Here is a 26405-nt window from a genome sequence, read left to right as displayed (position 1 = left end):
TTACTTCACTCCCTTAATCTTCGACATAATCGTAAATAATAGTGTCACAAAGAAGATTAGAATTAGTGCATAATAGGTTGTAAACAATGCTAATGTTGAAACCTCGACATAATCCTTTGGAAGCAGACCAATGAAATACGCTAACGGGGCTAACATAAAAATAATTGTTTGCTTCTTTAACTTCTTAAATACGGACTGAAGGGCCAAAACTGCGACATCAAGAGCTATTACAGCAGTATTAAATATTGCCATCACCCAAATCGTAAAAAATACCGAATCAAACCTTTCAAAAAATCCACCCGGAATTTCCAATTCCTTAGCTAAATCAATTGTCGGATAGATCAAATTCGTTGTCGCTCCATTTCCCATCACACCGACACAGGCTATGAATAGCAGCGTGTACAAAACAACGACAAATGTCATACCTATTGCAGCCATTTTCGGTGCTTTTTTAGGCTGTTTAGCAAGTGCAATATAGAACAGGAGAAAGCCGATATTCCCATAAAAATTGATGCTCGTTTTTACCCCCTCCATATAACCGCTTAGGCTTGTTTGAAAAACAGGTAGCAGATTTTCTGGCTGGATCCAGCCAATGGATAGAATAATCACAAAAAAGGAGATGAAAATAATGAATGGAAAAAACAGCATATTCAAGCGAAAAATTCCTGCCCTTTCCCCTGAGACAGCATAAATAACAACTAATAAAAAACTGAGTGACAATACCTCCATTGGGGTATCATTTAACAAATAAATTTGGGAGATATCGGCTATTTCCCGAACCTCAAAAGCTGTAACAAGGATCCCTTGGATGGCAAACAGAAATATTAAGACGATTGCAATCGGCTTTGTCACTAATTTCGATCCGAAGGCAAAAAAGCTCTGATTAGGAAAACGAGATGCTACTTTTACGAATAGCCATGTTACAATAATCATAATCATTCCACTTACAAGCAATGGTATCCATCCATCAGATGATATCGTTACATTAGCGAGCTTTGCTGGCAAAGAGAGGATTCCAACTGCAATAACGATTGAAGGGACTGCAATTGCAATATCCTTTTCAGAAATTTGTACTTCGCTATTCCCCATTAATTTCATGTTTGTTTTTTCTCCTCTCCAGTTGACTTCTTCTTTTTATCCTCTATCTTCATATAGGTTGGTTGCTTCTCTAACATTGTAATTGGCGCGCGGATAGCAGAGTCCTTCCAGTCCTTTAATAAGGCTGGTGCAAAAGGTGTGGAGTATGGTATACCAAAGCTTTTCAAATTAACAATGTGAATATTTAGCATAATATAGGCGAGGATAATACCGTAAAGACCAAATATTGCCGCAGCAATCATGAAGAAAAATCGCAGCATTCGAAAGCCAATGCCCGCACTATAACTTGGATTTGTAAATGAGGAAATTGCTGTCAGCGCTACGACAATAACCATAATCGGACTCACAATATTTGCACTGACCGCCGATTCTCCGATAACTAATCCACCAACAATCCCAATTGTCTGACCTAAGTTCTTCGGTAAACGCGCGCCCGCTTCCTGTAATATTTCCATCGTGATGATCATTAACATTGCCTCTACAAATGATGGAAAAGGTACCCCTTCTCTAGTTGTGGCAATAGAAAATGCGAGCTGGGTTGGTATTAAGCCTTGATGATAGGAAACCAAGGCAATATAAATAGCAGGCAAAAATAAAGCAATAAAGGTTCCAACATAGCGAAGCAACCGGATTAGTGTTCCAACAATCCATCGTTCATAATAATCTTCCAATGATTTTAATGTTTCACTATATGTAATCGGTGCAATCAAGGCAAACGGGGTCCCATCTACTAGAATCCCCACTTTTCCCTGTAACAGTGCACTTGATACCCTATCAGGTCTTTCCGTATTAATCATTTGTGGAAATGGTGATAAGAAGCTATCCTCAATCCATTGCTCTACAAACCCCGATTCCGACACAACGTCTAAATCAATCGATTTCAATCTGCGGTTTACTTCCTGCAAAATAATTGGATTGACAATGCCATCAATATAACTAACCACAATCGTTCGCTTGGATATCTTTCCTACGTCATGCGATTTGAATCGCAAATTTGGATTCTTAATATCTTGACGGATTAATGCTATATTTGTTTGGACACTTTCAACAAATCCTTCTCTTGGTCCACGTATTAATGCCTCTGATTGAGGTTCTTCAATCGAGCGCTCTTCCCTGCCGGAAGTGGCCAGGATTAGTACAGTATCCATTCCATCTAAATAAAATAAAGTACTTCCTGATAATAAGGAATAGATAACCTCGTCAAACTTGTTGCCCTTTTTTATATCTGTAATTGCAATTATTTCTTGAAAAACTTCATCGATTCTGCTTGAATCAATCTCACTTTTGTTAGATTGAATAACTTTTAAAATATTGTTATTCACAAGATTTTGATCAACCAATCCACTTAGATAGACGATCGCACATTTATAATCCGTTCCACCTAAGGACGTCTCGCGAATAACCAAATCATTTGGTTTATCTAATAATGTCTTGATATTATTCAGGTTTTCTTTTAATTCTGTTCCTAATTCAATCCCAGTTTTTATTTGATTTTGTTGTTCCGGCTTTTTCGTTTTCATCTTTCGGCGATTAAAAAAGGAAGTTCGTGGCATTTTACTTTCACCTCAGTTTTGAAGCCATTAGAAACAGCTATAATTGCAGTTATGTAGAGTGAAATATTCTAAAGCTTTTTCTAATCCATTTAGGAAATCTATCTCCACTTCTTTTTCCCATTTTTGGTTATTTTTATACAAAAAAACGCTTCATCTCAATTTAAGATGGAGCGATTTTCTTATTTATTTCGATTCGTATAGTTATTAGGTATTCATATATTTATTTAAGTCCACTAATCGTTCCAGCCATCGACATTTCTGCGTTCATATCAACTAAAAATAGAACGATTGTCGTATTCTTGATAGCAGTTACGCTTGGGAGCGGATTTTCTAAATCTGTTATTGATTCCTGTCTGCCAATCTTTAAGTCCCCGCTAGTAATATCCCCGCTCATCACATATAAGAATGGTGTTAATCCTTGATAAACAGGGATTTCTAGTGTTTCTCCTGCTTTAGGGTGTGCGTCTAATATATATACGGATTGTCTCACGTGCAGCGGTGCTTCACTATTTTCTGGACCGACCATTACATACCAGTCCGAGTGATCTACTGGCTTATCATGAAATTGAATCCCGGGTTTCAGATCAGTTTCTCGAGGACGGATAAAAATCTGCAACATTTCAACGTAACCATCCTCGACTTTTTCTTCATGCCAGAAACTTGAGCCGGCATTCATCAGCATCAATTTTCCGGGAGCAATTGGTGCTTCAAAACCAGCCGAGTCTTTATGATGAGAAACGCCATGACTAACATAACTCAGTATTTCATCATTTACATGCTCATGCATTTTTATCTTAATTCCTTTTCTCATCACCGCGTGGTCAATGATACTTAAAGGGCCAAATGCAGAATCTCTTCCTTTCTCCTGGAAGATTTCCCCTGGCTGCACACGAGTAATCGAAATTGGATCCTTAAAGGGCTGTTTATGGTTTTCAGTACCGAGTTTAATCAACATATACTTTCTCCTTCATACTACTTTCCTTAACTATAGCAAATCCACATTGTTTTGACAGTCATTCAGTACCGGTACCAATTCTGTAATATCGCATAACAGTTTGAATGAACCGCTGCATGTGGAATGTTCATTAAAATTATATTCACATGCAACGATCTCAATCAATGTCTTTTTAATCGATTCGTTTAAAAAGTTGTTTTCTATGCACGGTCTCCTTACAATAATAGACAAGCATAAAGTAGAAACGGAGTGTAATTCATGAAGAAAAACAGATTAGGAAAATCCGATATCATGATATCGGAGCTAACATTAGGCTGTATGTCTCTTGGAACGGACTTGAATAAAGCTAAGGCAATCATCGATTTTGCAACCGATTATGGAATTAATCACCTAGATACCGCTGATTTATATGACTTCGGGAGAAATGAGGAAATTATTGGAGAAGCGATTAAAGGTAAAAGAAGTCAACTTATCCTCTCCACAAAAGTTGGAAACCGTTTTAACTGTGACGGAAAAACATGGTTTTGGGATCCATCAAAAAGATATATCGAGCAAGCCGTTAAAGAAAGTTTAAAACGATTGCAAACAGATTATATTGATTTCTACATGTTACATGGAGGTACAATCGATGATCCAATCGACGAAACAATTGAAGCATTTGAAGGTTTGAAAAAAGCAGGCTTGATTCGTGCTTATGGAATTTCTTCCATTCGCCCGAATGTCATCAGAGAATATATTGAGCGTTCATCGATTGATGGTGTGATGACACAATATAGCCTGCTCGATCGCAGGCCAGAAGAAACAATATTAGATCTCCTTCATACTAATGGAATTAGCGTACTAGCAAGAGGCCCACTTGCAAAAGGAATGTTAAGTAACCATGGCGAGAAGCTCATTGAAAGAAAAGGAAGTGAAGGGTATCTCGATTATTCCTATACAGAATTACTAGATCTTCAGCAAGCTATTTCCCAACTAATGGGAGGTAAGTCATCCCAAAACACACTCGCATTAAAATACGTTCTGAAGCACCAAGCTATTGCTACGGCTGTATATGGTGCAAGCTCAATAGAACAGGTCAGGGAAAATATCGAAAATCACGACTCGCAGAAATTAACTGATGAAGTATATAACCAGTTAAAGCAAATATCAAAAGCTAATGTTTATACAAATCATCGTTAACAAATAGGCTCCTAGCAATTCAAGTTGAACGCTGTTGTAACGTTTACATTTTTTAGACTACTAAAAAAACAAGCAAGCTAGTGATCATTTACACTAGCTTGCTTGTTTTTACTTTCTCACTCGATATAAGCCTGCATCTGAACTAATTATATAATCAGGTTTTGGCTTCCCACGATTTGCTTTATGACCTGCAATATGGGCGTCACTTTTCTCCCATTGTTTCCAGTGTTCCTCTGTTTCCCAGCGAATCATGACAATAACTTCCTTTTCATCACTTCGCGATTTCTTCTCCATGACGGATAAATCGATGAATCCTTCCTGTTCTTCAATAATTCCATCTATGCCAAACTTATTTATTACTTGTTCGACCCCTTCCTCTGTAACCACCATGTTTCTCATCATAATAAACATTGCAGCACCTCCTCCATTATCAATTAACACTACTCTAACTGCCCAATTGGTATAATATTCTTGATGGAGAATTTAAGTACGGAAGATTTCTCCTAGCAAAATCTTAAACTACAGTTCAATAGGAAAAGGGAGATTCGGCTTCCGAATCTCCCTGCAATTTTTAATATATATTGTTAATTATAAAATATGGGCAGCGTTACAAAAATCATTAATAAAAATAAAATCGTCATATAGTTGACGGAATAAAGGAAATTCCAATTTGCCCATTTATAATTATCTTTCATATAGAATCCTCTGATTGCTAAAGCTAACCAGGCGGCATTAAGTATGGAAGCAATAACCATAAATGTCGTACCTAATGATGACAATAAAAATGGTATTGGAAACAGTAATGCAATATAGATAACCATATGAACTTTTGTTACTTTAAATCCACGTACAGCAGGTAGCATTGCAACCTTTGCCGCCTTATATTCATCATTTTTCTTGATGGCAATGGCATACGTATGTGGCATTTGCCAAATAAATAATAAAAGGAATAATGCAAATGGAACAATATGAAAGCTTGCATCAATTGCTGCCCAGCCTATCAACGGGGTAACAGCACCAGAAACACTGCCGATAATTGTATTCCAAGTATATCTTCGCTTCGTCCACATCGTGTAAAAGAAAACATACGTAATCCAGCCAATGAGTGCATAAATTACTGCCGAAATCGATGTGAATAATAGAAGAATAAATCCAAGCACAGAAGCTGCTATACCCATTATGAGAACCGCTCTAAGCGAGAAATTCCCCGTAACAGTCGGACGTTGTTTCGTCCTTTCCATTACCGTATCAATGTCAACATCATACCAGTTATTAAGAATTAGAGCACCAGCAATGACTAGTCCACTCCCACCAATTGTTAACAAAAAAGTACCCAAATGTTCTGTTAGTGAGGTATTCGTAAAATGGAGTGCTAGCCAAAATCCAGCAATTACAGGAAGCACATTTGCGATTAATACAATGAACTTAACAAGCGATTTTATATCTTGAATGATTGTTGTCCTTTGTCCTGCTATCGGATTGTTAAGTGTTACAGTAGAAGAATTTATATGTTCGTTCAATCTTACTCATCCTTTTCAAATTTAGAAAACTAAAGTTTAGCCTTAATCAAACCCCTATGGTGTAGCAGAAAGGTCCCAGTTTATAATAATTACTATAGTAAGTATATCATGAGAATAGGCAATTTTATATATTGGCTTTCTTACATTTTCATGAACAAAATAGTAAATAAACTCACCTCCCACAGCAGGAATAGTTTTAATTTACAATGATAAAATAGAAAAAAAGTGGCTCTATCATTCCAGAAACGACAGGAATAATAGCAACCACCTCATAGAATATTTGATTATAATTCATAACCCATTTTTAATTAAGTGAAACTTCAGGAATTATATTCCTTTAAGGGTGATTGCTTGCTTCACTAATTCGATAGGGATGAGTATAAATATTTAATCGATTGCCACGTGCAAAGCCAATCGCCGTAATTCCTAAATCATCTGCAAGTTGTAATGCAAGATCGGTCGGTGCTGATTTAGAAATAAGAATCCCCACACCCATCTTTGAGATCTTCAGCAATACTTCAGAGGAAATTCTTCCGCTAAAAACTACTAATTTATCACTGAGTCCAATTCTATTTTGGATAACATGCCCATATAATTTATCCAGTGCATTATGTCGGCCAATATCGGAGCGGATCATAATAAGCTCATTCTGAGTTGCTAGTGCAGCATTATGAACGCCACCTGTTTTAATAAATTGCTCTGATTTCGTTTGTAGTTCTTTCATTAAGGTAAAACATTGATTCACAGAAATTGTAAGTTTACTAGTAATCGTCTTCGCTGTTCGAACATCACTCTTAAAATAAAACTGCCGGCTTTTCCCGCAACAAGAACCGATGAACCGTTTGGAGTGATCAAGTTGAATGACGTCTAAATCCTTATTCAATTGAACGTAGGAAAAGCCAAGTTTCTCATCGATGCTGATCGATTTAATTTCATCATAGAAACGAATAACCCCTTCTGCAGCAAGAAATCCTATGATAAGATCCTGAAGATCCGTTGGTGTACATACGATTGTTGCAAACTCCTCCCCATTTAACACAATGGTAAATGGCTTCTCGATTGCAACATCCTCTTTTAAAACAGACTTTGAATCTCCATCAAATCGGATAATTTCCCAGCTATTCTCCTTCACATCATTCATTCTATCCCCCCTAGCTTATTTCCATCTCAAGCTCCTCTACTCTCTTTTCAGCATATTTGGTATCTTTATGTGCAAAATATGTTTCCGCCTTCTCCACGATAACAGCTGCATTGTATTCCGGTATACCTGCATATTTTTCATAAACCCCTTTAGGTATAAGTGCATTTCCTTCTGGCCAATGCACTTCAACATTTCCTTGTCTTATTTCTACAAATTTTGCACGACCATGAAATGTACCATATTGATTAAAGGCGACAACGGCGTCACCTTCTTTTATGCCTAACTCTGTTGCATCTGCTTCACTTAGAAGCAGGTCATAACGATCCGCGTCATTGAATGGGTCTGTATCGTTGTAAATCATCGAATTAAATTGTTTCCCTCGTCGGGATGTCACATAAAAGTGACCTTCTGGCTTGCGAAGTTCTGGCAGCTCAACTGTAATGAGATTCCCTTTTCCATCTGTTGTTGGGCATATCCCGTCTTCACATAGCCAAGCGCCACCCCATTGAAAGAGATCTCCCCTATCTTTCAAATGCTGGATTCCATCATAATTTGGTGCTGCCTTCGCTATTTCCTCACGGATTTCAAATGGATCTTTAAAATCAATTAGTTGCTTTTCCTCTGGTTTTACTCTTTTCGCAAGTTCAACATAAATTTCCCATTCTGCCCTTGCTTCTTCAATACGTGGCCCTTTTATTTCCGGGGAAAAGTATACCATTCGCTCCGTGGAAGTAGATGTTCCTCCACCCGGTTGCTCATATCGTGTCATTGCCGGTAAAACAATTACTGCTTCCTTTGCATCTACAAGTGTCGACGTATTAAAAATGATATCCTGATGAACACGTATATCTACATTTTCTAAACATTCCTTTACAAAATCTGGGTTCGGCATCGTTTCTAGAAAATTACCGCCAGATAAATAGTAAAGCTGCAGCTTTCGTTCATGATCCTCTGGAAGAAGAGCATTCTCTAAGGAGACACCAACAATGTCACCTTGCCATAACGGAATATCAAAGCCCCAAATCGACTCCACCCTGCTTCGATTTGCTTCATCAAATCCACCACCGGGAAGCACAAATGGATCTGCACCCATTTCTCCTGAACCTTGGACTCCCGAATGTCCGCGTATTGGCATTAATCCACAATGCTCTCTCCCTAAGAATCCTCTTAACAATGCGAGATTCGCTACTTGTGAAATATTGTCCGTACCGAACCTGTGCTGCGTTAATCCCATCGACCAGACAAATACTGCGGATTTTGACTTAGCAAGGAGCTCAGCTAATTCAATCATTCGCTCTTTCGTTATTCCCGACGATTTTTCAAGCTGTTCCCAGTCATAGGCAATAACTTTCTCTCTCAATTCCTCAAGTCCATTCACATGCCTTGAGACAAATTCATGATCAATTGCTGATCCATGAATGTCTTCCTCCATATCAAACCAGTGCTTCATAATTCCGTGCATGAAAGCAATATCGCCACCAATATTAACTTGATAAACATCATCCGCTATTTTTGTTCCAAATAAAGCAGACTCCGCGATTGATGGAACCCAGTAATTATCCATCGATGGCTCGTGATATGGATTAATAATGATAATTTTTGTACCTTTGCGCTTCGCTGCATACATATATTTGGTTGAAACTGGTTGATTATTTGCAGCAACAGAACCCCAAAAGAGCAGGACATCTGTACCGATCCAATCTTTATAATTACAAGTAGATGCACCTACACCAACAGAACGATTTAAGGCTGTTTTTGATGGAGAATGACAAATACGTGATGCGTTATCAACATTGTTCGTACCTAGAAATCTCGAAACCTTTCCTAATGTATAGTATGCTTCGTTGGTGATTCCTCTTGACGTAGTATAGAAAGCATAGTTCTTCGGATTAAGCGTTTTCATTTTGTCCGCAATTTTATCAAGTGCATCATCCCAGCTGATACGACTAAACTTCGTTTCTCCCGGTCGACGGATAAGTGGATACGGTATCCTGCCGAGTTTACGCAATTCTGTACTGCCCATTTTGCGTAAATCAGCAATATCAGCATGTAAAATTTTTTCATCAATCGCTGACATCGTATTTAATCTTAGGACATTTAAGCGGGTTGTACATACATGTGGGCCTGTTAATGTTTGATCATGAAGTCCTGATACTCCAAGTGCACAACCATCACATACCCCTTGTGTGAGGATTCTCGTTGCATACGGCAGATTATCTTTATTCTCCCAAACTACTTTCATTGTGTCACGAATATGATGTGGCTTCACTTTCCCCAAACCAAATGGAACTTTACTAACCCAAAGTGATGGGTCTGGTTTCGTTGGCAATTTAATTGGACCAGTGTGCTTTGTCTCCCCCACGCAAATCCCTCCATTTATTAATAGAATAGTCATGATCTTATTATGGCAAACAATCCTTTACATTAAGAAGAAAAATAATTAAATGTATAGAAAAACTGTATTCTGTTACTTGTCCCGACGCTTCCTATCAGATCTATTTAGCTACTTGTGGTGTCGTCTGGCCCGGTATTTTCTGTGTATTACGTAATCTGCTAATATCGACTCTAATCCAAAGTGATACAATCAATGCAACAACAAATAATACTCCAAAGATAACCATCGTTAAATTATAGCTGTTCGTTGAATCGTAAATTAATGATAATAAAATCGGACCCGCTACTCCTGCAAGTGCCCATGCAGTTAGAATATAACCATGGATTGCACCTAGTTGTTTTGTTCCAAATAAATCCCCAATATAAGCTGGAACCGATGCAAATCCACCACCATAACAAGTTAAAATCGCAAATATTAGAATTTGAAAAATGACCCCATTCGTTGCAAATGGCAACATGAAAAATGCGATTATTTGAATGATGAAAAATGCAGTATAAACGTTTGGTCGACCGATATAATCAGAAAGAGATGCCCATCCAAGTCTTCCACCACCATTAAAAAGACCCATAACCCCAACCATAGCAGCTGCAGCAATAGGTGTCATACCTGCTATTTCTTGGGCCATCGGTGACGCTACAGAAATAATTGCAATCCCACATGTTACATTTAAAAACAGCATGACCCACAGCATCCAAAATCGGCGCGTTTTTATTGCTTCATTAGCAGTAAGCTGTGATAGATCCTGCTTAATTTTTCTTGAGCCATTTTGCTGACCTTCTATAAATCCCTTTGGTGCCCACCCATCAGGTGGTGGGGATAAGTATTGTGCAGAAATTGCCATTACTATAAAATAGGCGATTCCTAGAGTAAGAAATGTATTTGTAATACCAACCGCTTCAATTAAGGCAGCAGCGACTGGTCCACTAATTAGTGCTGCAAAGCCAAAGCCCATAATTGCTAGGCCTGTAGCAAGTCCACGTCTATCTGGGAACCATTTAACAAGTGTCGAAACTGGTGCAATATATCCAATACCTAAGCCGATTCCTCCAATAACCCCATAGAATAAATACAATAACAATAATGATTCCGTTGCTGTCGCTAAACCTGAACCTGCAACACCAACACTAAAGAAAATCGCCGACAGAATTGCCGATTTCCTTGGTCCATGTTTTTCTACAAATCTTCCCATAAAGGCTGCTGAAAAACCTAACATAAAAATAGCAATACTAAAAGCAAAAGATACCTCCGTCACTTCCCAGCCATATTGGTTGACCATGGGGTTTGTAAAAACACTCCAGGCATATGCAGAGCCAATCGAGATATGGACACCAACAGCCGATGCAGCAATTAACCAGCGATTCTTAACCTTTTCCAAATAAACATCCTCCTATAATACTGATATTCTCCTAATTAAATCGTGGAAACATAGTTTAATAAAGCAGGATTCGTTCTTGGTGAATGTATGTGATTTTAATTAAGGACGCTATAAAATGCTAGATTTTCTCAACCTTATATGTATAAAGTATTCTAAGACTAATTTAATATATTCAGATTTATGATAACATAGATGTTTAAATTTTTAAATAATTATTATTAATTTAATTATTGAAATATTATATTAAAACTGATATAGTTAGATTCAGAGTGATAGCGCTTACTACAAAGACATCTTTAATAAAACAATCATTTAAGGAGGTTTTTTTGTGAGTAACAAAGCAATAGTCTATGTTAAACCAGGTGAAGTTGAGGTACGTGATATCGGTTATCCGGATTTAGTACTTCGCGATGGTCCAGGAGTCAACCCACTAAATGTAGGAAGAAAATGTAATCATGGTGTTATTTTAAAGGTAATTTCAACTAACATATGTGGAAGTGACCAACATATGGTTAGAGGACGTACAACTGCGCCAAGCGGACTAGTACTTGGTCATGAAATTACTGGACAAGTTATTGAAGTCGGCAGTGATGTTGAATTCATCGAAAAAGGAGATATCGTATCCGTTCCGTTCAACATCGCATGTGGTCGCTGTGAAAGTTGTAAAAAACAGGATACTCACATTTGTACAAATGTTAATCCTGACCGTCCTGGTTCTGCATATGGCTATGTAGATATGGGTGGATGGGTTGGCGGACAGTCTGAATATGTCATGGTGCCATATGCTGACTTCCAATTATTAAAATTCCCTGACAAGGATCAAGCATTAGAAAAAATCCTTGATTTAACTATGTTATCGGATATATTCCCTACAGGGTACCATGGTGCAGTCAGTGCGGGCGTTAAAACTGGATCAACGGTATATGTTGCTGGTGCGGGTCCAGTCGGATTAGCTGCCGCACACTCGGCACAATTACTAGGAGCATCGGTTGTTATTGTCGGTGACTTAAACGAGGATCGCCTTGCTCAAGCAAGAAGCTTTGGCTGTGAGACAGTGAATTTACGTAAACATGATAATCTTGGCGAACAAATTGAACAAATATTAGGTACGCCAGAGGTTGATTGTGCAGTTGATGCTGTTGGTTTTGAAGCAAGTGGACATGGGAAAGATGCTGGCGAAGCCCCTGCTACTGTATTAAACTCCATTATGGGAGTAACTAAAGCTGGTGGACGATTAGGTATTCCAGGTTTATACGTAACTGGAGATCCTGGTGCAGCGGACAAGGACGCAAAGGAAGGTACACTAAAAATCCGCTTCGGTCTAGGATTTGCAAAAGCACATACATTTGTAACTGGTCAAACACCAGTAATGAGATATAACCGCGATCTAATGAAAGCCATTTTAAGTGGCAGAGCACAAATTGCGAAAGCTGTTAATGCAACTGTTATCTCAATTAATGAAGCTCCTGATGGCTATAAACAATTCGATGGCGGAGTATCAAGAAAGTTCGTCATCGATCCACATAATATGATTAAGCAAAGGAATTATCTTACAACAAAGCAACAAGTTTCAAACTAGTTGAATGAAAGAAAACACCAAGTATTGGATTATTTTCTCTCCCCTACTTGGTGTTTTCTATCTTACTGCACTTACTGATAAAACGATCAAAGCAGCTCCCTTGCTAATAATCGATAAACTTCCAAACGTTTATCCTGTGAATGTGGGATGCTGCAAATCATTGCTTCATCAAAACCGTAATGCGCTTGTTCTTCTTGGAGCTGTGTCGCGATTTCTTTGGCAGATCCTACTAAATGCAGTTTGCGATTTTCTTTAATTGTCATTCGGTCCATTTCCGTAAGCGGGTAAACTTGGGCTTCTTCTGGTGTTAATGCTTGCCCCATCCTCCCCTTCATCAACCATAAACGAGAAATATCGTGTGGGCGGGCTTCAAACTCCGCTTCCTCTATCGTTTCAGCCGTTGTCACCATATAGGCAGCATTGATTATCGGCTTTTCCATGAATGCAGAGGGAATAAAACTATGTTTATACAATTCCAGTATTGACTTCGTCATCTCCCCGTTGAAAAATTGGGCAAACGAATAGCCAACACCCATTCTCGCCGCCTGTAATGCACTATCCCCGCTGGATCCAAGCAGCCACGCCTCAGGCAAAGTAATATCGGATGGTGTAGCAATATTTTTATTGTATAAACTATCTTCTGGTATCTCGTCATTTATTAACTTTAATGCTGTATCAAATTTTTCATACATATTATCATACATCGGTTGGCGTCCTTCGGAAAGAGCATGAATGGAATAATTGTCGCCACCAGGCGCGCGACCTACACCAAAATCAATCCGACCAGGTGAAAAAGCACTTAGCGTTTTAAACACTTCTGCCAGTTTAAGTGGAGAATAATGCATCATCATCACTCCGCCAGTACCGATTCGAATGTTCTTCGTTTTCGCCGCTAAATGTGCTGCCGTTACTTCAGGTGCTGAGCTCGCATACGCATCTGTCCCGTGATGCTCTGCCATCCACATCCGTTCATATCCTAAATCATCTGCCAATATCGCAAGTTCTACTGCATTCTTTAATGCACCAACTGCAGTATTTCCCTTTGTAATTGGTGCCTGATCCAACACGCTTAGTTTCATATCATTCGCTCCCCTTTCACTTGGAACAATTATATCAACTAGGTCGTGCAACTGCATCTATATGAGATTATTATCGTTAACCATGTGAACAAGCTAACGTTGAGCGATAGTATGATTTGATGATTCTATAAAAAAAGAAACTCACCTCCAGATGGTAGGCAAGTTTCCTGTAAATTCTATTAAAGATAAGCTATATTTATTTCCCTAATTTCAACGCTTCTGCAATTATCTTGGGTAAATCTGTATTATCATGGAATCCAACAAAGATATCAGATTGTGGACCATAAGCATATACAGGAATATCTGCTCCAGTATGGTTAGGACTTGTCCAACCAATAAATGCTCTATCACTAATTACCTTATTGATTGCAAGGGAAGCATTCTCTGCTTCTGCAATCGATTGTAATTCAGCTTCAGATAGTTCAAACCCAGTATACGTCTTAATAACCTCTGCTACATTCGAACGATCTTCGTTTAGCTGTCCAGCCATGTAATCACCAGTTGCTTTCACATCATTAAGGATTGAAGCGTTTAAGTCCATCGAGTTATTTGCACCTGTAGTCATACCACCTGTATCATGGTCGCCAGCAACTACAACTAATGTTTTCTTGTCTTTTTTAGCAAAATCAATTGCCTTTTCTACAGCTTCTTCAAAAGCCGCAACATCCGACATTGCCCATGCAGCATCATTATCATGTCCAGCCCAATCAATTTGACTGCCTTCCACAACTAAGAAGAACCCGTCTTTATCTTCTTCTAAAACATCAATAGCAGTTTCTGTCATTTCCGCTATACTCGGCTCTTCTGTTTCGCCGCGATGTAATTCAGGAGCTAAAGCATCATCTGCAAATAGACCAAGTAGCTTATCACCTTTATCAACCTTTAATTTATCTATGTCTAATAATTGCTCACGTGTTTCCACATATGTAGAACCTTGTGCTTCTGCTTTTTCAATTAAATTTAATTCTTCTTGGTTGCCACCTTCAGATGCTGGTAAGAAATTATTCTTTCCTCCACCTAGGATAACATCTAAATCACTATCAATATATTGTCTTGCAATTTCTGTTTCATTATTACGACTTTCAACATTTGCTGCAAATGATGCTGGTGTTGCATGTGTAATCGTAGAAGTAGCAACTATACCAGATGATTTTCCTTTTTCTTCAGATGCTTCAAGGATTGATTCTAACTTATTGCCGTCTGGATCAATACCAATCACACCATTATTCACTTTTGATCCAGTTGCCATTGCCGTACCAGCAGCAGCAGAATCAGTGATGTCAGAATTAGCTGAGTATGTTGTAAAAAGTCCTTTTAAATGAGAGTCCCAAATTGCTTCTTCACCTTTGTAAATTCGATAATTTGAAGCATAGTCTGCACTAAATCCGTCTGGAATCATATATATTACGTTTTCTACCTTTTCCCCTTTGCCATTTTTGTTCCCTTTATCTTTCCCGGCCCAATCTGGCTTCGCAGCGTCTACAGTTCCTAAACTTAATCCTGAAAAAACTAATCCAGCACTTAGTGCGACAACTCCAATTTTCTTAAACATGTAAAAATCTCCTCTCAAATTTAACTTACAATATTAAGAATACCTGAGAGATATTTAGTAACAATTAAATTACAGTAAATCTTCTGTTAACTTTTTTCATGCTAAATGACTACTACTTTTTACATAGGATATGGCGTATATAACTGGCAAGACCTATCTTCTTACTCACTGCTGCCCCTACAATTCCTTCATATACCATGTATCACAAGAATCATGTGTTGTTTGACTAAGTGATTGTTCTAAACGTTTAAAACCAAATTTTTCATATAAATGGTTTGCACTTTCTAGTTTCGCAAAAGTTTCTAAGTAACAATGAGCATAATGCTCTCTTGCAAACTCAAGTGCTACTTTCATTAATTCTTTAGCTAGTCCCTTCCCCTGCGCTGTTGGAGCGAGATAAAGTTTTTGCAATTCGCCTATCTTCCCTTCCTTATCAAAAGGACCAATCCCGCAGCCGCCAACTACTTTTCCGCCCTCATTTTCAATCACCCAATATTTGGAATTGGTTTGTGTTTGATAAAATCTATAGAGATTTTTCAAATAAGGATCATAATACGCTGTTCCTGGTATGTCTAAATTAAATGACTCCAATGATTTCTTAATAATTCCCTCTATAATTAGATTATCTTTTTCTTCAATTTCGCGAATATTCATCATGACATCCTCCAATCAATCCGCACTTGTTAATTAATTTATATAATTCAATAATAGCAGATGGAGAGTATCAATATGAAGCTCTTCATCTTTTTTTGTTAGGAAAGATAAAGAGAAATAGACAAACCGGATAGGAAGCTTGCACTCAGGCTGGTCGCTCCAGAAATACACTACGCGCACCATAGGGAGCTGGTGGGCCTACTCGTGCTGTCGCACTTCCTAGTGTCTTCTTCCCGCAGAAGTCTCCGTGTATTTCTTCCGCTGTGGTTGAGAAGGATCATATATAAAAGAGTAGCTTACCACTGACAAACTATTTTCGAATTAAAGAAATGTAATCTTTTGAGTGAATATCAACTTACCCGCAGATTTGAAATCAAAATTTCCACTTATTCGCACTTTACATCAATTGCTAATTATCATCCATCATTTGTCAGGTAAAATTGTAATATTCTTTTTCACTGTACAAATACAGCAAAATAAAAAAGGTTCACCAATAAGCAAACACTTAATGGAAACCTCTTTCTTTTACATCTTTTATAAGTAACTTATTGTTGCGTCGCTTCATCTAACCAAAAAAGCTCTCTGCTTTTTCTAGATAAACCTCTTGTTCATCAGTTAAATCATGTTCATCAATGATTGCCTCGACTGGGCATGCAGCGACACAAGCACCACATTCAATACATGTATTTGGATCAATAAAGAATTGATCATCACCTTCTACGATGCAGTCTACTGGACAAATACTGACACATTCTCCTGCTTTTTCATTTGTACATGGATGTGTAATGACAAATGCCAAAATTATCCTCTCCCTATGTCTAAGATTTGGCGTTCTTACGTCCGGATGTATTAATACTTTAAATCAATTTCACTGAAAGTTTTCAACTTCTAATCCTAAAAATCTCAAAGCATTTAGCCCATGGATTCGTTTCTTTTCCTCATTACTCAATGTCGATAATTTATCAACAACTTTTCCAGATGGTGCTTCCCGAAGCAGAAATGGATAGTCTGACCCAGCTATGATTTGATCTGCTCCGAAACGGTCAATCATAAATTGCAGGTTATTCTCATCATAAACAAGCGTGTCATAATAAAGTAATTTCGCATAATGACTCGGCGCCTTTTCCGTCTTTCTTATTTGTGGCCATACATTCCATCCTTTGTCCATTCGAGGTAATAAATATGGAAGTGACCCACCTCCATGAGCGAAGCAAACTTTTAAGCTCGGATATTTATCAAGCATCCCACTCATAATAATACTTCCAGCTGCAAGGGCTGTTTCCGAGGGCATACCAACCATATACATAAAATTATGTCTTGGCATTCTTTCCCTACCCATTGTCTCCCACGGATGAACAAATAGTGGCACATTGTTATCATTCGCAGCCTTAAAGAATAAATCGAGTGCATCATCATCCAGATTCTTACCATTAACATTACTGCCGATTTGAACGCCTCGAAGGCCAAGTTCATTAATTGCCCGGTCCATTTCTTGGATTGCTAAATCAACATCCTGCAGTGGAACCGTAGCCAAACCAATAAATTTTGTTGGATGCTCCTTTACAATTGAAGCGATAAAATCATTCTGAAATCTTGCCAGTTCCAAACCTTGTTCTGGATTTGACCAATAACTAAATGTAACAGGGATCGGCGATAGAACCTGAATATCAATTCCTTCATTCTCCATATCCTGCAACCTTGTTTCAGTATCCCATGCTTGATCCGTGATTTCTCTAAATTTCTTGCCCTTTATCATAATGTTTGCACCACAGTCACATGTTTTCTCTAAGATAGGCCAACGATCATCCCCGTATTTTTCAGCTAAATTTAAAAACTCCTCTGATATTACATGTGTATGAAAATCGATCCTTAAGCTTTTCTCCACTGTTGGACTCCCCTAGCATTCATATTTTGAAATCAGGAGATAGACTTTTCAAGAGTGTCTATCTCCTTCCAGTTATTTACCTAATTTCGTGCCGTACGTAAAGTAGCTTTGTGGCGGCTTACTTCCCCACATTTCTAAACCAAGCTCACCAACTCCAGCTGGCCATTCGATTGGCTTCCATTCCGGAGCAAACATTAGAATTCCGCCTGTCCAAATTTCAACTCGGTGGCCAGATGGCTCAAACACATAGATGAATTGTGCTCCACTTGTTCCATGCTTACCTGGACCCCATTCAATTTTTATTCCATTTTCCGCCATGATATTTGCTGCGCGTAATAATTCATCCGGTGAATCCAGATAGTATGCTAGATGATGGAAAATGCCTCCGTTTTGGTTACCATTTCTCATAAATGCAATTTCATGGGCAATATTTGTTCTGCTCAACCATGAACCAAGTCGGATATCTTCTTTATTCTGAACGAAGTAACGATGGTGAATTCCAAGTAATTCGGTCCACCATTGTTGTTCTTTTTGAACATCATCTACCATGAAATTCACATGATCAAAGCGGCGTGGCGAAACCCCTCTAGCCGGATATTTACTTGGATGACTAGGTAATGGAGACTTCAGCTTCGGATCATCCGTAACGAACAATTCCTTTTCCCAATATAGCTCAATTGGGATACCCGATGGTGATGTGAAATGTATTGCATCACCTAATGCTTTCTTACTTCCACCCTCTACCCAGTTAAATTCAATATTCATTTTTGTTAGTTGCTTTTCAAAAAGTTCTAAGGTTTCTTTTGCGCTTACACGCCAACCGACACGATTCACCTCGGAAACATCAGCTGCTTTTAATACTAATGTATGATGGTCAAAATCCTGCCACGCTCTTAAATAAGCGCGATCCCCTTCTATTTCTGTTACTTCTAATCCCATTACTTCTCGATAAAACCATAATGATTCTTCAAATTTAGTTACACTTATTTCTACATGCCCTAAATGTGCAACCGTTCTTAAATAGTTATCCAACCTTACTTGTGCCGACTCTTTAACAATCTCCTCTGAAATCTTTGACATATCCTTCACCCCTAAGTATATTTTTTAATTTTGAAATAGAATATTTCTAATGATGGTCACGCCTAACTCCAGCGAATACTAGCGAGAGTCTTTCTTTGTATTTCGTTAAACGGACGCTTGCGCTTTTGTTTTCGGTAGTGTTTCTTTCTTTTGATGATTCTTCCTGCTCATAATCGATGTACTATGAGCAACATGCATTGATTCATTCGGATCAATGTACACCTTCGCATTACTAACCGCGATTGGCGCTTCACCAAACCCTGTCGCCATTAACTCAACCTTTCCAGGATAGGTTGCAATATCGCCAACAGCATAAATTCCTGGAATATTCGTCTCTGCCTTTGAATTGACTAATATTGACTGCTTCTCTATTTCTAGTCCCCAATTATTAATCGGGCCTAAATTGGAGATAAAACCATAATTCACTAAATAATCATCTGCCCTTAATTCGATTTCCTCTTTTGTCTTTGATTCCTTTAAAATGATAGACTCCAGTTTTGTGTCCCCTAATAGTGCTGTAGGAACATATGGGGTAAGGATGTTAACTGAGCACTCCTTTAATTGTTTAACACTGTGCTCATGTGCTCGAAACTTATCTCTTCTATGAACTAAAGACACACGAGCAGCTATTTTCTCTAGCATTAAAGCCCAATCAACTGCTGAATCACCACCACCAAAAATTACGACATCTTTATTCGCAAAATCTTGGATGTTTTTAATACTGTAATGCAGATTCGTGTTATCAAATTTATCTTCATCTTCGAGATTCATTGTTCTCGGTTTAAAAGCTCCATTTCCAGCAGTAATAATAATCGTCTTAGAGTAATGGATCGCTGAGCCTGTAATTAGTTTGAATACATCATTTTCCTTTGTTACTTCAATAACTTCTTCATTCAAACAAACCTCTTGCTCAAATTGATTCATCTGTTCTTCTAACCGATCCACCAGCTCACTTGCCTTTATCTGAGGGAAGCCTGCTACATCATAGACATATTTATCTGGATATAACGCGGCAAGCTGACCACCTAGCTGTGGCAGACTTTCGATTATTTTCACACTTGCTTGGCGCATGCCTGCATAAAAGGCAGTAAACATACCCACTGGACCACCACCAATAATGGTGATATCAACTATTTCTTGCTCGTTACTCATATCATGCACCACCTTTTATGAAGTGATTTCTACAGGATTAAGCTAATTTTCCCATGTGGTCGTAAACTATCTAGATTTAGAACAACTTTTTTCCTTTGAATCGCTAAACGGTCATTCTCTCTTACTAATTCATATTTTATTTTGCCAATAAACGTGTCGACAACCTCTCGTTTCGTACGATGTGTTGTAAAATTACAATCTACTGAAATGACATCCGATTCTATATCACCAACTAGAATATTATGGTAGTTTCTTGTTGTTGTAGAATGTGGATATTCAACATGTGCTTCTTTCTTTAATAGCCTTTCTGCTCGCTCTTGTAGTCGTGAGCGATTATCATGTATATAAAATAGTGATTTAGTCGGAATTGCTTCTGGTTCACCGATTGGTGGAACAATATATGTTCCATCATCGGTAAAAAGTGCAGCCCAATCCATTAATCTCCACTCATCCAATATCTTTGCTTCGGTGTATAGGAAATCGACGATATCCTGACGTTCTAGTGTTTTTATAGTCATCGATGTGCAACCTCCTTATTCAAGGATTCTTGTATGATTGAATTATAATGTCTCCAGAAGCTCCGCATTTGCAACTCATCTGTTGCTAAGGCATTCCCTTCTCCTCTAACCATTCCTTTAGAGATATCATTCCACTCAACTTCCGAGTTATTGTTATAAGCTTCTTGACATAATTCAAGTGCCTCATTATCATCTGGTGTTGCAAAACCACCAGGTCCTAAAAACTCGAGGAAGTTATTATTTCTAGCTAAACGATGCTTATCACTTTCACCTTTAGGAGCTAATGAATACCCCTGAACCTCCATATAGCCTGGTGATGATGGATAGAACGTTCTAGCAGTAACAGCCATGATATCGTTGATTACGAGATTAGGGAAAATAACAATGTTTCGGTTATAATTGGCGATACGGTCCGCCCGATCTTCACCAAAACGTTCTGCTAATCGAGTTTTCATTTTCTCCATATCATTTTTAAATTCTTCGTCCCAGATAGGTGTCCACTGTGCAACTGGTCTTCCCCATGGAGCGACATATTCGATAACACTATGCCCGTTGCCTAAATTAATCCCTTTACCTTCCAGTTTCACACGTTTTAAATTAGGATCTTGTGCTTGTTTAATATCAAAATATGTCTTATGTGTTGGCATACCATGATACAAGTCCACACTATTTTCTGCTAATAGTTTCCAGTTCGCTCTTACGCTATATTGTTGTACCCCGCCAAGGGCTTCCATTCCGTACTCAGATTGATCAACCACAAGATCGATGTACTCTTTTGCATTTCCTAAGTATTCATCGAGCGAAATTGCATTATCGTCAAAGTTAACAAACATGAATCCACGATAACTCTCCAGTCTGTTAACCGCTTTCATGTTTTTGGTACCTTCATCATTAAACCCTTCAGGAAAACCATCCTTTCCGGGCATACCTACTAATTCACCATCATTTTTAAAACTCCACGCATGGTAAAAGCAACGAAAAACTCTTGAATTCCCTGAGTCTTCTCTACAAACAAGCGCACCGCGATGTGGACAGGTATTGAATAATGCTCGGATTTCACCATCTTGACTATGGACAAACAGTAAGTTACGCCCACCTACTTTTTTCCGTTTATAATCACCTGCTTCAGGTATTTCTGTTTCATGCCCAATGAATAACCAGCATTTATTGAATATTTCTGCACGCTCTCTTGCTAGTATTTCCTTATCGGTAAAGACACGTCGGTTAACAAGAAACTCACTTTTTTCCAAATTGTCTTGTATGATGCGCTCCATTTAAAGCCCTCCAATTATGATTGTATTCACTTTGCTAGCATGTAAGTTAAAACATCTTTCTGCTCTTACTATTAATAAAAGTTTACTCTATCTGTAAACAAACGCTAAATGTAACCACTTACATTACATTAGCTAATTCATACTTCATGGCTTATATTAATTATAGTAGACAGATTATTTAGATACCAATTGAAATTATTTTGTTTTTCCCTAAATTAATAAAATAATTTTAATACTAACTTTTCAAAAGATACATTATTATCAATCTACTTACGCTATTTTAATTGACATAATGTGATTTTATGACCTATCATTTAATCTATTAAGCATGTTTATATCATTGATCGCTGTTAGAAAACCTGGTTGTCACCAAGCTTTTCGATGACAACCCTAGTAGTTTTTACACTTTGTTAACTGCTAAAACGAAACGACAGTAAACTACTAATCACATTATTGGTTTGTCATGTAAGACTTTAAACACTTAGGTTCGGAGGTAATCAAATGAACGAAAGCCAATTGGAAACTTTCCTTACTGTTTCCGAATATAAAAGCTATTCAAAAGCTGCAGATGCGCTTAACGTTACACAACCAACCGTCACATCAAGAATAAAATCTCTTGAAGACATTTTAAAATGTGAATTATTTACTAGAACCGGCCATGAAATTTCCTTGACAGAGGAAGGGATTATTTTTACAGAATACGCCAAGAACATTTTAATCAATATTAATCATTCTAAGGAAATTAAAAATATGGTAAAAGCCCCTGTAATCAAGGTTGGATTCTCTCCAGGATACTCATATTCTTTTATTATCGAACTATTGAAAGCGGTTAAATCTATTGGCAATATAGATGTTCAAATAGCAGACGGCTATGATTCTGTTAGCTTAAATGAAAAAGTACTGTTAGGAGAGGTTGATCTGGTTTTTACTAGAGATATGCTTCCAAATAGCCCTTATATTACGTCAGAATATCTATTCGACAATAATCTTGTCGTTGTCCTTCCAATCGATCACCAACTGTGCAAAAAACAACCCCTGACCATTGAAGATTTAAACGGTGAAACAATCTTAAGCTATAAGCGAAACTCTGAGTTATGGAAATCCATTGATCATAAACTAATTAGCGCCCATGATATTACTCGTATTGAAGTCGAAAATAACGAAATGCTTCTGAATGCAGTTGCAAATGAGTTAGGTATTGGAATTATTCCTGAGCTTGGTATTGATAAGAAATATAAATCAAGTATAGTTATCAAAAAAATTAAAACGCTTACCAATATCCAGAATAAGGTCTATGTCCAATACCGAATAAACTCCCAGATTGAGAAACTTGCGAAAAAGATTATCTACTCAGTAATTAATCATAAGTATTCTGGAGAATAGGTAGGGACTTCCCTACCACACCTCCATTATCTGCCAAGCTCTTTTGCTGATGTCCCACCAATCGCCCAATGTGTTTTTGGTACTTCTGTAACAATGACACGTACATTTTCTTTCGGAGCATCCAATGATTCACTTACAGCATTGGTAACATTTCTCAGCAGTGCTTCAATTTTATCCGGAGTTCTTCCCTCCATGATCTGAATATTTACTAGTGGCAAATCCCCACCCCCTAGACATGTCTTTGATTATTCCTTGACGGCAAAGCTTACATCACCTAAACCACCATATTTTACTTGTACAAAATCTCCTGGAGTAATTGGAACAGCAGCTGTGGCCCCACCTGTTAATATCGGTTGACCAGCTTTTACCTTTTCTCCCTTTTCACTTAACATATTTGCCAGTCTTGCAACAGAATTAGCTGGATGACCAAGAACTGCAGCTCCTGCGCCCAGTGATTTTATTTCACCATTGATTGCTAATGTCACGCCGACAACATCCAACTCTAATTCTTCTGGTTTTCGCAAATATGTACCAAATATCGCTCCAGCAGCAGAAGTATTATCCGCGATTACATCCGGCAATGTGAAATTGAAATTTTCATATCTGCTATCAATAATCTCTACTGCTGGGAATACATATTCCGTTGCAAGTAATACATCAAGAGCAGTAACCCCTGGTCCTGCTAAATCCTTTTTTAAGACAAACCCAATTTCTGGTTCGATTTTTGGATGAATATAGTTAGAAACAGAGACAGGCTCCCCTTCTTCTACAACCATGTTATCGAATACATATCCATAAATTGGATTATCAACATTCATTTGTTTCATCTTGGCTTCGCTCGTAATCCCCATTTTTGGACCAATGATTGTGTGACCCTCTTCCAGCTTTTGACGAACCAATTCTTCCTGAACAAGGTATGCTTCATCAATTGTAAGCTCTGGATATAAATCTGCTGTGATCTTTTTTATCTCTCGCTTTTCTTTTTCAGCATGATGCGTATAATTTGCGAGCTTTTGAATTAATTCTTTGTCCATGTCCTTCTCTCCCATGCACGTTATTCTTCTTTATTTAAGATTGCTATTTGCGAGCTGCTTTTGAGAGCTCTGCTGCAACATCCACGATCATATCTTCCTGACCCCCGACAATTTCTCTCTTACCTAGTTCTACTAGTATATCTCTAGATTCTACTGAGAATTTCTCTGCAGCCCGATTAGCATGTAAAAGAAAACTAGAATAGACCCCTGCGTAGCCTAAAGTTAAACTATCACGATTAATCTCTTGAGGTTTTGGTAAATACGGTGCGACGATGTCTTCCGCTATATCCATAATTTTATAAAGGTCAATGCCTGTTTGAATACCCATCTTCTCTAATACAGCAACCAGAACCTCTGTCTGCGTATTACCTGCACCTGCTCCTAGACAGCGTATGCTGCCATCGATTCTTGTCGCTCCTTCTTCAATTGCAGCTAATGTATTTCCCATTGCGAGCGACAAATTATTATGACCATGGAAACCAATATTTATATTTAATGCTTGTTTTAATGCTTTAATTCTTTCCTTAACCTGATTTGGAAGCAAGGCACCTGCAGAATCTACAACATAAACAGTGTCTGCTCCATAGCTTTCCATTAATTTCGCTTGCTCAAGTAATTTATCTGTTGGAGCCATATGACTCATCATTAAGAATCCCACAGTTTCCATTCCTAAATCTCTAGCTGTTTGAATATGCTGTTTGGACACGTCTGCTTCCGTTACATGTGTTGCTACTCTTGCCATTTTTGCGCCTAAATTAGCAGCTTCCTTTAAGTCTTCAATCGTCCCAATTCCCGGCAGCAATAATACAGCGATTTTCGAGAAGTCAGCGACTGAAACAGCAGCCTCTATTAATTCAAGCTCATTCGTTTTAGATAATCCATATTGTAGCGATGAGCCGCCTAATCCATCGCCATGGGATACTTCAATATAGGGAACGTGCGCTTCGTTTAATGCTTTTGCAGTCGCTGTAACTTGGTCAACGGTATACTGATGGCTAATCGCATGACTGCCATCTCGTAATGCAACTTCCGTAATTTTAATTTCAGATTGATTTGTCATATTCATCCTCCTTTCCAACACTCAGTTTGCTGTTACGTTCACACGATTTTTCGCAAATTCCTCTGCTACTTTTACAGCTGCAGCTGTCATGATGTCAAGATTACCGGCATATTTTGGCAGAAAATGTCCAGCACCTTCAATTTCAAGGAATACAGTTACTTTATTTCCATCAAAAATCGGCTCTGTACGCAAATGATATCCTGGAACGAAGACCTGAACCTTTTTCACCATGTCAGAAATTGCATTTGAGATTTTCTTCCGTTCCACTTTACCTTCCTCAACAATTACATGGACAGTATCACGCATCATAATTGGTGGCTCCGCAGGATTTAGGATAATAATTGCCTTTCCTTTCTTTGCACCACCGACTTCCTCAATCGCCTTCGCAGTTGTTTCGGTAAACTCATCAATATTCGCTCTTGTTCCTGGTCCAGCACTTTTACTGGAGATTGTAGCAACAATTTCTCCGTACTCTACAGGTGCTATCTTGTTAATTGCATGGATAATTGGAATCGTTGCTTGCCCGCCACATGTAATTAAATTTACATTCTCTGCGTCCAAATGATCCCCCAAATTAACAGTTGGTGAAACAAAAGGTCCAATTGCAGCTGGTGTTAAATCTAACATTTGTTTGCCAAGCTTTCTTGCCACCTCTGCATTATGGATATGTGCTCCTGCACTTGTAGCATCAAAAATGATATCAACTAATTCCGGCTGTTCCAATAAACCATCTACCCCAGTATCAAATACTTGGAGGCCCAAATATTTGGCATGCTGCATTCCTCTTGACGATGCATCAATTCCCATCATTGTCGTTAATTCCAACACGTCTGATTTCATTAATTTAACCATCAAGTCAGAACCGATATTTCCGGATCCAATTATTCCAACTTTGACTTTTTCCATTTGGGTACCTCCCCATTTATTTTAGAAAACTTG

General features: G+C 38.2%; 24 protein-coding genes. 3 read left to right on the top strand and 21 right to left on the bottom strand.

Translation table 11 applies throughout. From position 1 onward, the window contains the following. The 3 genes from CUC15_RS03790 to CUC15_RS03780 form a co-directional block, all read right to left on the bottom strand. Positions 1–1098 (bottom strand): GerAB/ArcD/ProY family transporter, encoded by a 1098-nt coding sequence (locus CUC15_RS03790; RefSeq protein WP_114915433.1) that lies wholly within the window; start codon positions 1096–1098, stop codon positions 1–3. After that, positions 1095–2651, bottom strand: coding sequence for a spore germination protein (locus CUC15_RS03785; RefSeq protein WP_205317650.1), 1557 nt, complete (start codon positions 2649–2651; stop codon positions 1095–1097). The genes CUC15_RS03790 and CUC15_RS03785 overlap by 4 nt, the downstream gene beginning before the upstream one ends. A 220-nt stretch (positions 2652–2871) precedes the next feature. Next, on the bottom strand, positions 2872–3606 hold the full coding sequence (locus CUC15_RS03780) for a pirin family protein (RefSeq protein WP_114915432.1): 735 nt from the start codon (positions 3604–3606) through the stop codon (positions 2872–2874). Between the two features lie 258 nt (positions 3607–3864). Between CUC15_RS03780 and CUC15_RS03775 the strand changes: the two genes are divergently transcribed. Beyond that, positions 3865–4785: an aldo/keto reductase gene (locus tag CUC15_RS03775; protein ID WP_114915431.1), complete on the top strand. Its 921-nt coding sequence runs from the start codon at positions 3865–3867 to the stop codon at positions 4783–4785. A gap of 108 nt (positions 4786–4893) precedes the next feature. On the opposite strand, the gene CUC15_RS03770 is transcribed toward CUC15_RS03775, so the two are convergent. From CUC15_RS03770 to CUC15_RS03750, 5 genes are all read right to left on the bottom strand, one after another. Beyond that, positions 4894–5196, bottom strand: coding sequence for an antibiotic biosynthesis monooxygenase family protein (locus tag CUC15_RS03770; protein WP_114915430.1), 303 nt, complete (start codon positions 5194–5196; stop codon positions 4894–4896). Between the two features lie 173 nt (positions 5197–5369). Continuing rightward, the gene (gene cyoE / locus CUC15_RS03765; protein ID WP_242985937.1) at positions 5370–6305 is read right to left on the bottom strand and encodes a heme o synthase; all 936 of its coding nucleotides are present in this window, start codon (positions 6303–6305) and stop codon (positions 5370–5372) included. Between the two features lie 337 nt (positions 6306–6642). Next, complete coding sequence (fdhD, locus tag CUC15_RS03760; protein ID WP_114915429.1) at positions 6643–7446, bottom strand: formate dehydrogenase accessory sulfurtransferase FdhD; 804 nt, start codon at positions 7444–7446, stop codon at positions 6643–6645. Positions 7447–7456: 10 nt separating this feature from the next. Continuing rightward, positions 7457–9808 (bottom strand): FdhF/YdeP family oxidoreductase, encoded by a 2352-nt coding sequence (locus CUC15_RS03755; RefSeq protein ID WP_114915428.1) that lies wholly within the window; start codon positions 9806–9808, stop codon positions 7457–7459. A 133-nt stretch (positions 9809–9941) separates the two neighbouring features. Continuing rightward, on the bottom strand, positions 9942–11216 hold the full coding sequence (locus CUC15_RS03750) for an L-lactate MFS transporter (RefSeq protein WP_114915427.1): 1275 nt from the start codon (positions 11214–11216) through the stop codon (positions 9942–9944). 328 nt (positions 11217–11544) lie between these two features. On the opposite strand from CUC15_RS03750, the gene fdhA reads away from it, so the two are divergent. Beyond that, positions 11545–12795 carry a formaldehyde dehydrogenase, glutathione-independent gene (gene fdhA / locus CUC15_RS03745; RefSeq protein WP_114915426.1) on the top strand — a complete coding sequence of 417 codons (1251 nt, stop codon included), beginning with the start codon at positions 11545–11547 and terminating at the stop codon, positions 12793–12795. An 86-nt stretch (positions 12796–12881) separates the two neighbouring features. On the opposite strand, the gene CUC15_RS03740 is transcribed toward fdhA, so the two are convergent. From CUC15_RS03740 to CUC15_RS03700, 9 genes are all read right to left on the bottom strand, one after another. Then, positions 12882–13874, bottom strand: a complete 993-nt coding sequence (locus CUC15_RS03740; protein WP_114915425.1) for an LLM class flavin-dependent oxidoreductase — start codon at positions 13872–13874, stop codon at positions 12882–12884. 196 nt (positions 13875–14070) lie between these two features. Next, positions 14071–15426: an alkaline phosphatase gene (locus CUC15_RS03735; RefSeq protein WP_114915424.1), complete on the bottom strand. Its 1356-nt coding sequence runs from the start codon at positions 15424–15426 to the stop codon at positions 14071–14073. 177 nt (positions 15427–15603) lie between these two features. Continuing rightward, on the bottom strand, positions 15604–16083 hold the full coding sequence (locus CUC15_RS03730; RefSeq protein ID WP_423241358.1) for a GNAT family N-acetyltransferase: 480 nt from the start codon (positions 16081–16083) through the stop codon (positions 15604–15606). A 562-nt stretch (positions 16084–16645) separates the two neighbouring features. After that, positions 16646–16879 (bottom strand): DUF362 domain-containing protein, encoded by a 234-nt coding sequence (locus tag CUC15_RS03725; protein ID WP_114915422.1) that lies wholly within the window; start codon positions 16877–16879, stop codon positions 16646–16648. 69 nt (positions 16880–16948) lie between these two features. After that, entirely contained in the window at positions 16949–17965 is a 1017-nt protein-coding gene (locus CUC15_RS03720; protein WP_114915421.1) for an amidohydrolase family protein, read from the bottom strand. A gap of 72 nt (positions 17966–18037) precedes the next feature. Next, entirely contained in the window at positions 18038–19045 is a 1008-nt protein-coding gene (locus CUC15_RS03715; RefSeq protein WP_114915420.1) for a VOC family protein, read from the bottom strand. A gap of 105 nt (positions 19046–19150) precedes the next feature. Further along, entirely contained in the window at positions 19151–20197 is a 1047-nt protein-coding gene (locus tag CUC15_RS03710) for an NAD(P)/FAD-dependent oxidoreductase (RefSeq protein ID WP_114915419.1), read from the bottom strand. Positions 20198–20226: 29 nt separating this feature from the next. Beyond that, on the bottom strand, positions 20227–20715 hold the full coding sequence (locus CUC15_RS03705) for an aromatic-ring-hydroxylating dioxygenase subunit beta (protein WP_114915418.1): 489 nt from the start codon (positions 20713–20715) through the stop codon (positions 20227–20229). Next, positions 20712–21989, bottom strand: coding sequence for an aromatic ring-hydroxylating oxygenase subunit alpha (locus CUC15_RS03700; RefSeq protein WP_114915417.1), 1278 nt, complete (start codon positions 21987–21989; stop codon positions 20712–20714). Before CUC15_RS03700 ends, CUC15_RS03705 begins: the two co-directional genes overlap by 4 nt. A gap of 501 nt (positions 21990–22490) precedes the next feature. Between CUC15_RS03700 and CUC15_RS03695 the strand changes: the two genes are divergently transcribed. Beyond that, positions 22491–23372 (top strand): LysR family transcriptional regulator, encoded by an 882-nt coding sequence (locus CUC15_RS03695; RefSeq protein WP_114915416.1) that lies wholly within the window; start codon positions 22491–22493, stop codon positions 23370–23372. A gap of 26 nt (positions 23373–23398) precedes the next feature. On the opposite strand, the gene CUC15_RS03690 is transcribed toward CUC15_RS03695, so the two are convergent. Genes CUC15_RS03690 through CUC15_RS03675 form a run of 4 tightly spaced genes read right to left on the bottom strand, consistent with a single transcriptional unit; the run spans position 23399 to position 26372 of the window. Beyond that, the gene (locus CUC15_RS03690) at positions 23399–23590 is read right to left on the bottom strand and encodes a 4-oxalocrotonate tautomerase (protein WP_114915415.1); all 192 of its coding nucleotides are present in this window, start codon (positions 23588–23590) and stop codon (positions 23399–23401) included. Positions 23591–23617: 27 nt separating this feature from the next. Next, positions 23618–24406 (bottom strand): 2-keto-4-pentenoate hydratase, encoded by a 789-nt coding sequence (locus CUC15_RS03685; RefSeq protein WP_114915414.1) that lies wholly within the window; start codon positions 24404–24406, stop codon positions 23618–23620. 43 nt (positions 24407–24449) lie between these two features. After that, a complete protein-coding gene (gene dmpG / locus CUC15_RS03680; protein WP_114915413.1) occupies positions 24450–25466 on the bottom strand; it encodes a 4-hydroxy-2-oxovalerate aldolase in 1017 nt (338 codons plus the stop codon). A gap of 21 nt (positions 25467–25487) precedes the next feature. Beyond that, positions 25488–26372 (bottom strand): acetaldehyde dehydrogenase (acetylating), encoded by an 885-nt coding sequence (locus CUC15_RS03675; protein WP_114915412.1) that lies wholly within the window; start codon positions 26370–26372, stop codon positions 25488–25490. Between the last annotated feature and the right edge of the window lie 33 nt (positions 26373–26405).

Origin of the sequence: Oceanobacillus zhaokaii, from assembly GCF_003352005.1 — a bacterium.
Classification (GTDB): domain Bacteria; phylum Bacillota; class Bacilli; order Bacillales; family Amphibacillaceae; genus Oceanobacillus; species Oceanobacillus zhaokaii.
This window is presented reverse-complemented; position numbering and strand designations above follow the sequence as displayed.

What these genes read in the sequence shown, in the direction of transcription:
- CUC15_RS03790 (WP_114915433.1), bottom strand. Translation starts at nt 1,098, where the DNA reads ATGAAATTAATGGGGAATAGCGAAGTACAAATTTCTGAAAAGGATATT.
- CUC15_RS03785 (WP_205317650.1), bottom strand. Translation starts at nt 2,651, where the DNA reads ATGCCACGAACTTCCTTTTTTAATCGCCGAAAGATGAAAACGAAAAAG.
- CUC15_RS03780 (WP_114915432.1), bottom strand. Translation starts at nt 3,606, where the DNA reads ATGTTGATTAAACTCGGTACTGAAAACCATAAACAGCCCTTTAAGGAT.
- CUC15_RS03775 (WP_114915431.1), top strand. Translation starts at nt 3,865, where the DNA reads ATGAAGAAAAACAGATTAGGAAAATCCGATATCATGATATCGGAGCTA.
- CUC15_RS03770 (WP_114915430.1), bottom strand. Translation starts at nt 5,196, where the DNA reads ATGTTTATTATGATGAGAAACATGGTGGTTACAGAGGAAGGGGTCGAA.
- fdhD (WP_114915429.1), bottom strand. Translation starts at nt 7,446, where the DNA reads ATGAATGATGTGAAGGAGAATAGCTGGGAAATTATCCGATTTGATGGA.
- CUC15_RS03740 (WP_114915425.1), bottom strand. Translation starts at nt 13,874, where the DNA reads ATGAAACTAAGCGTGTTGGATCAGGCACCAATTACAAAGGGAAATACT.
- CUC15_RS03735 (WP_114915424.1), bottom strand. Translation starts at nt 15,426, where the DNA reads ATGTTTAAGAAAATTGGAGTTGTCGCACTAAGTGCTGGATTAGTTTTT.
- CUC15_RS03730 (WP_423241358.1), bottom strand. Translation starts at nt 16,083, where the DNA reads ATGATGAATATTCGCGAAATTGAAGAAAAAGATAATCTAATTATAGAG.
- CUC15_RS03715 (WP_114915420.1), bottom strand. Translation starts at nt 19,045, where the DNA reads ATGTCAAAGATTTCAGAGGAGATTGTTAAAGAGTCGGCACAAGTAAGG.
- CUC15_RS03710 (WP_114915419.1), bottom strand. Translation starts at nt 20,197, where the DNA reads ATGAGTAACGAGCAAGAAATAGTTGATATCACCATTATTGGTGGTGGT.
- CUC15_RS03705 (WP_114915418.1), bottom strand. Translation starts at nt 20,715, where the DNA reads ATGACTATAAAAACACTAGAACGTCAGGATATCGTCGATTTCCTATAC.
- CUC15_RS03700 (WP_114915417.1), bottom strand. Translation starts at nt 21,989, where the DNA reads ATGGAGCGCATCATACAAGACAATTTGGAAAAAAGTGAGTTTCTTGTT.
- CUC15_RS03695 (WP_114915416.1), top strand. Translation starts at nt 22,491, where the DNA reads ATGAACGAAAGCCAATTGGAAACTTTCCTTACTGTTTCCGAATATAAA.
- CUC15_RS03685 (WP_114915414.1), bottom strand. Translation starts at nt 24,406, where the DNA reads ATGGACAAAGAATTAATTCAAAAGCTCGCAAATTATACGCATCATGCT.
- dmpG (WP_114915413.1), bottom strand. Translation starts at nt 25,466, where the DNA reads ATGACAAATCAATCTGAAATTAAAATTACGGAAGTTGCATTACGAGAT.
- CUC15_RS03675 (WP_114915412.1), bottom strand. Translation starts at nt 26,372, where the DNA reads ATGGAAAAAGTCAAAGTTGGAATAATTGGATCCGGAAATATCGGTTCT.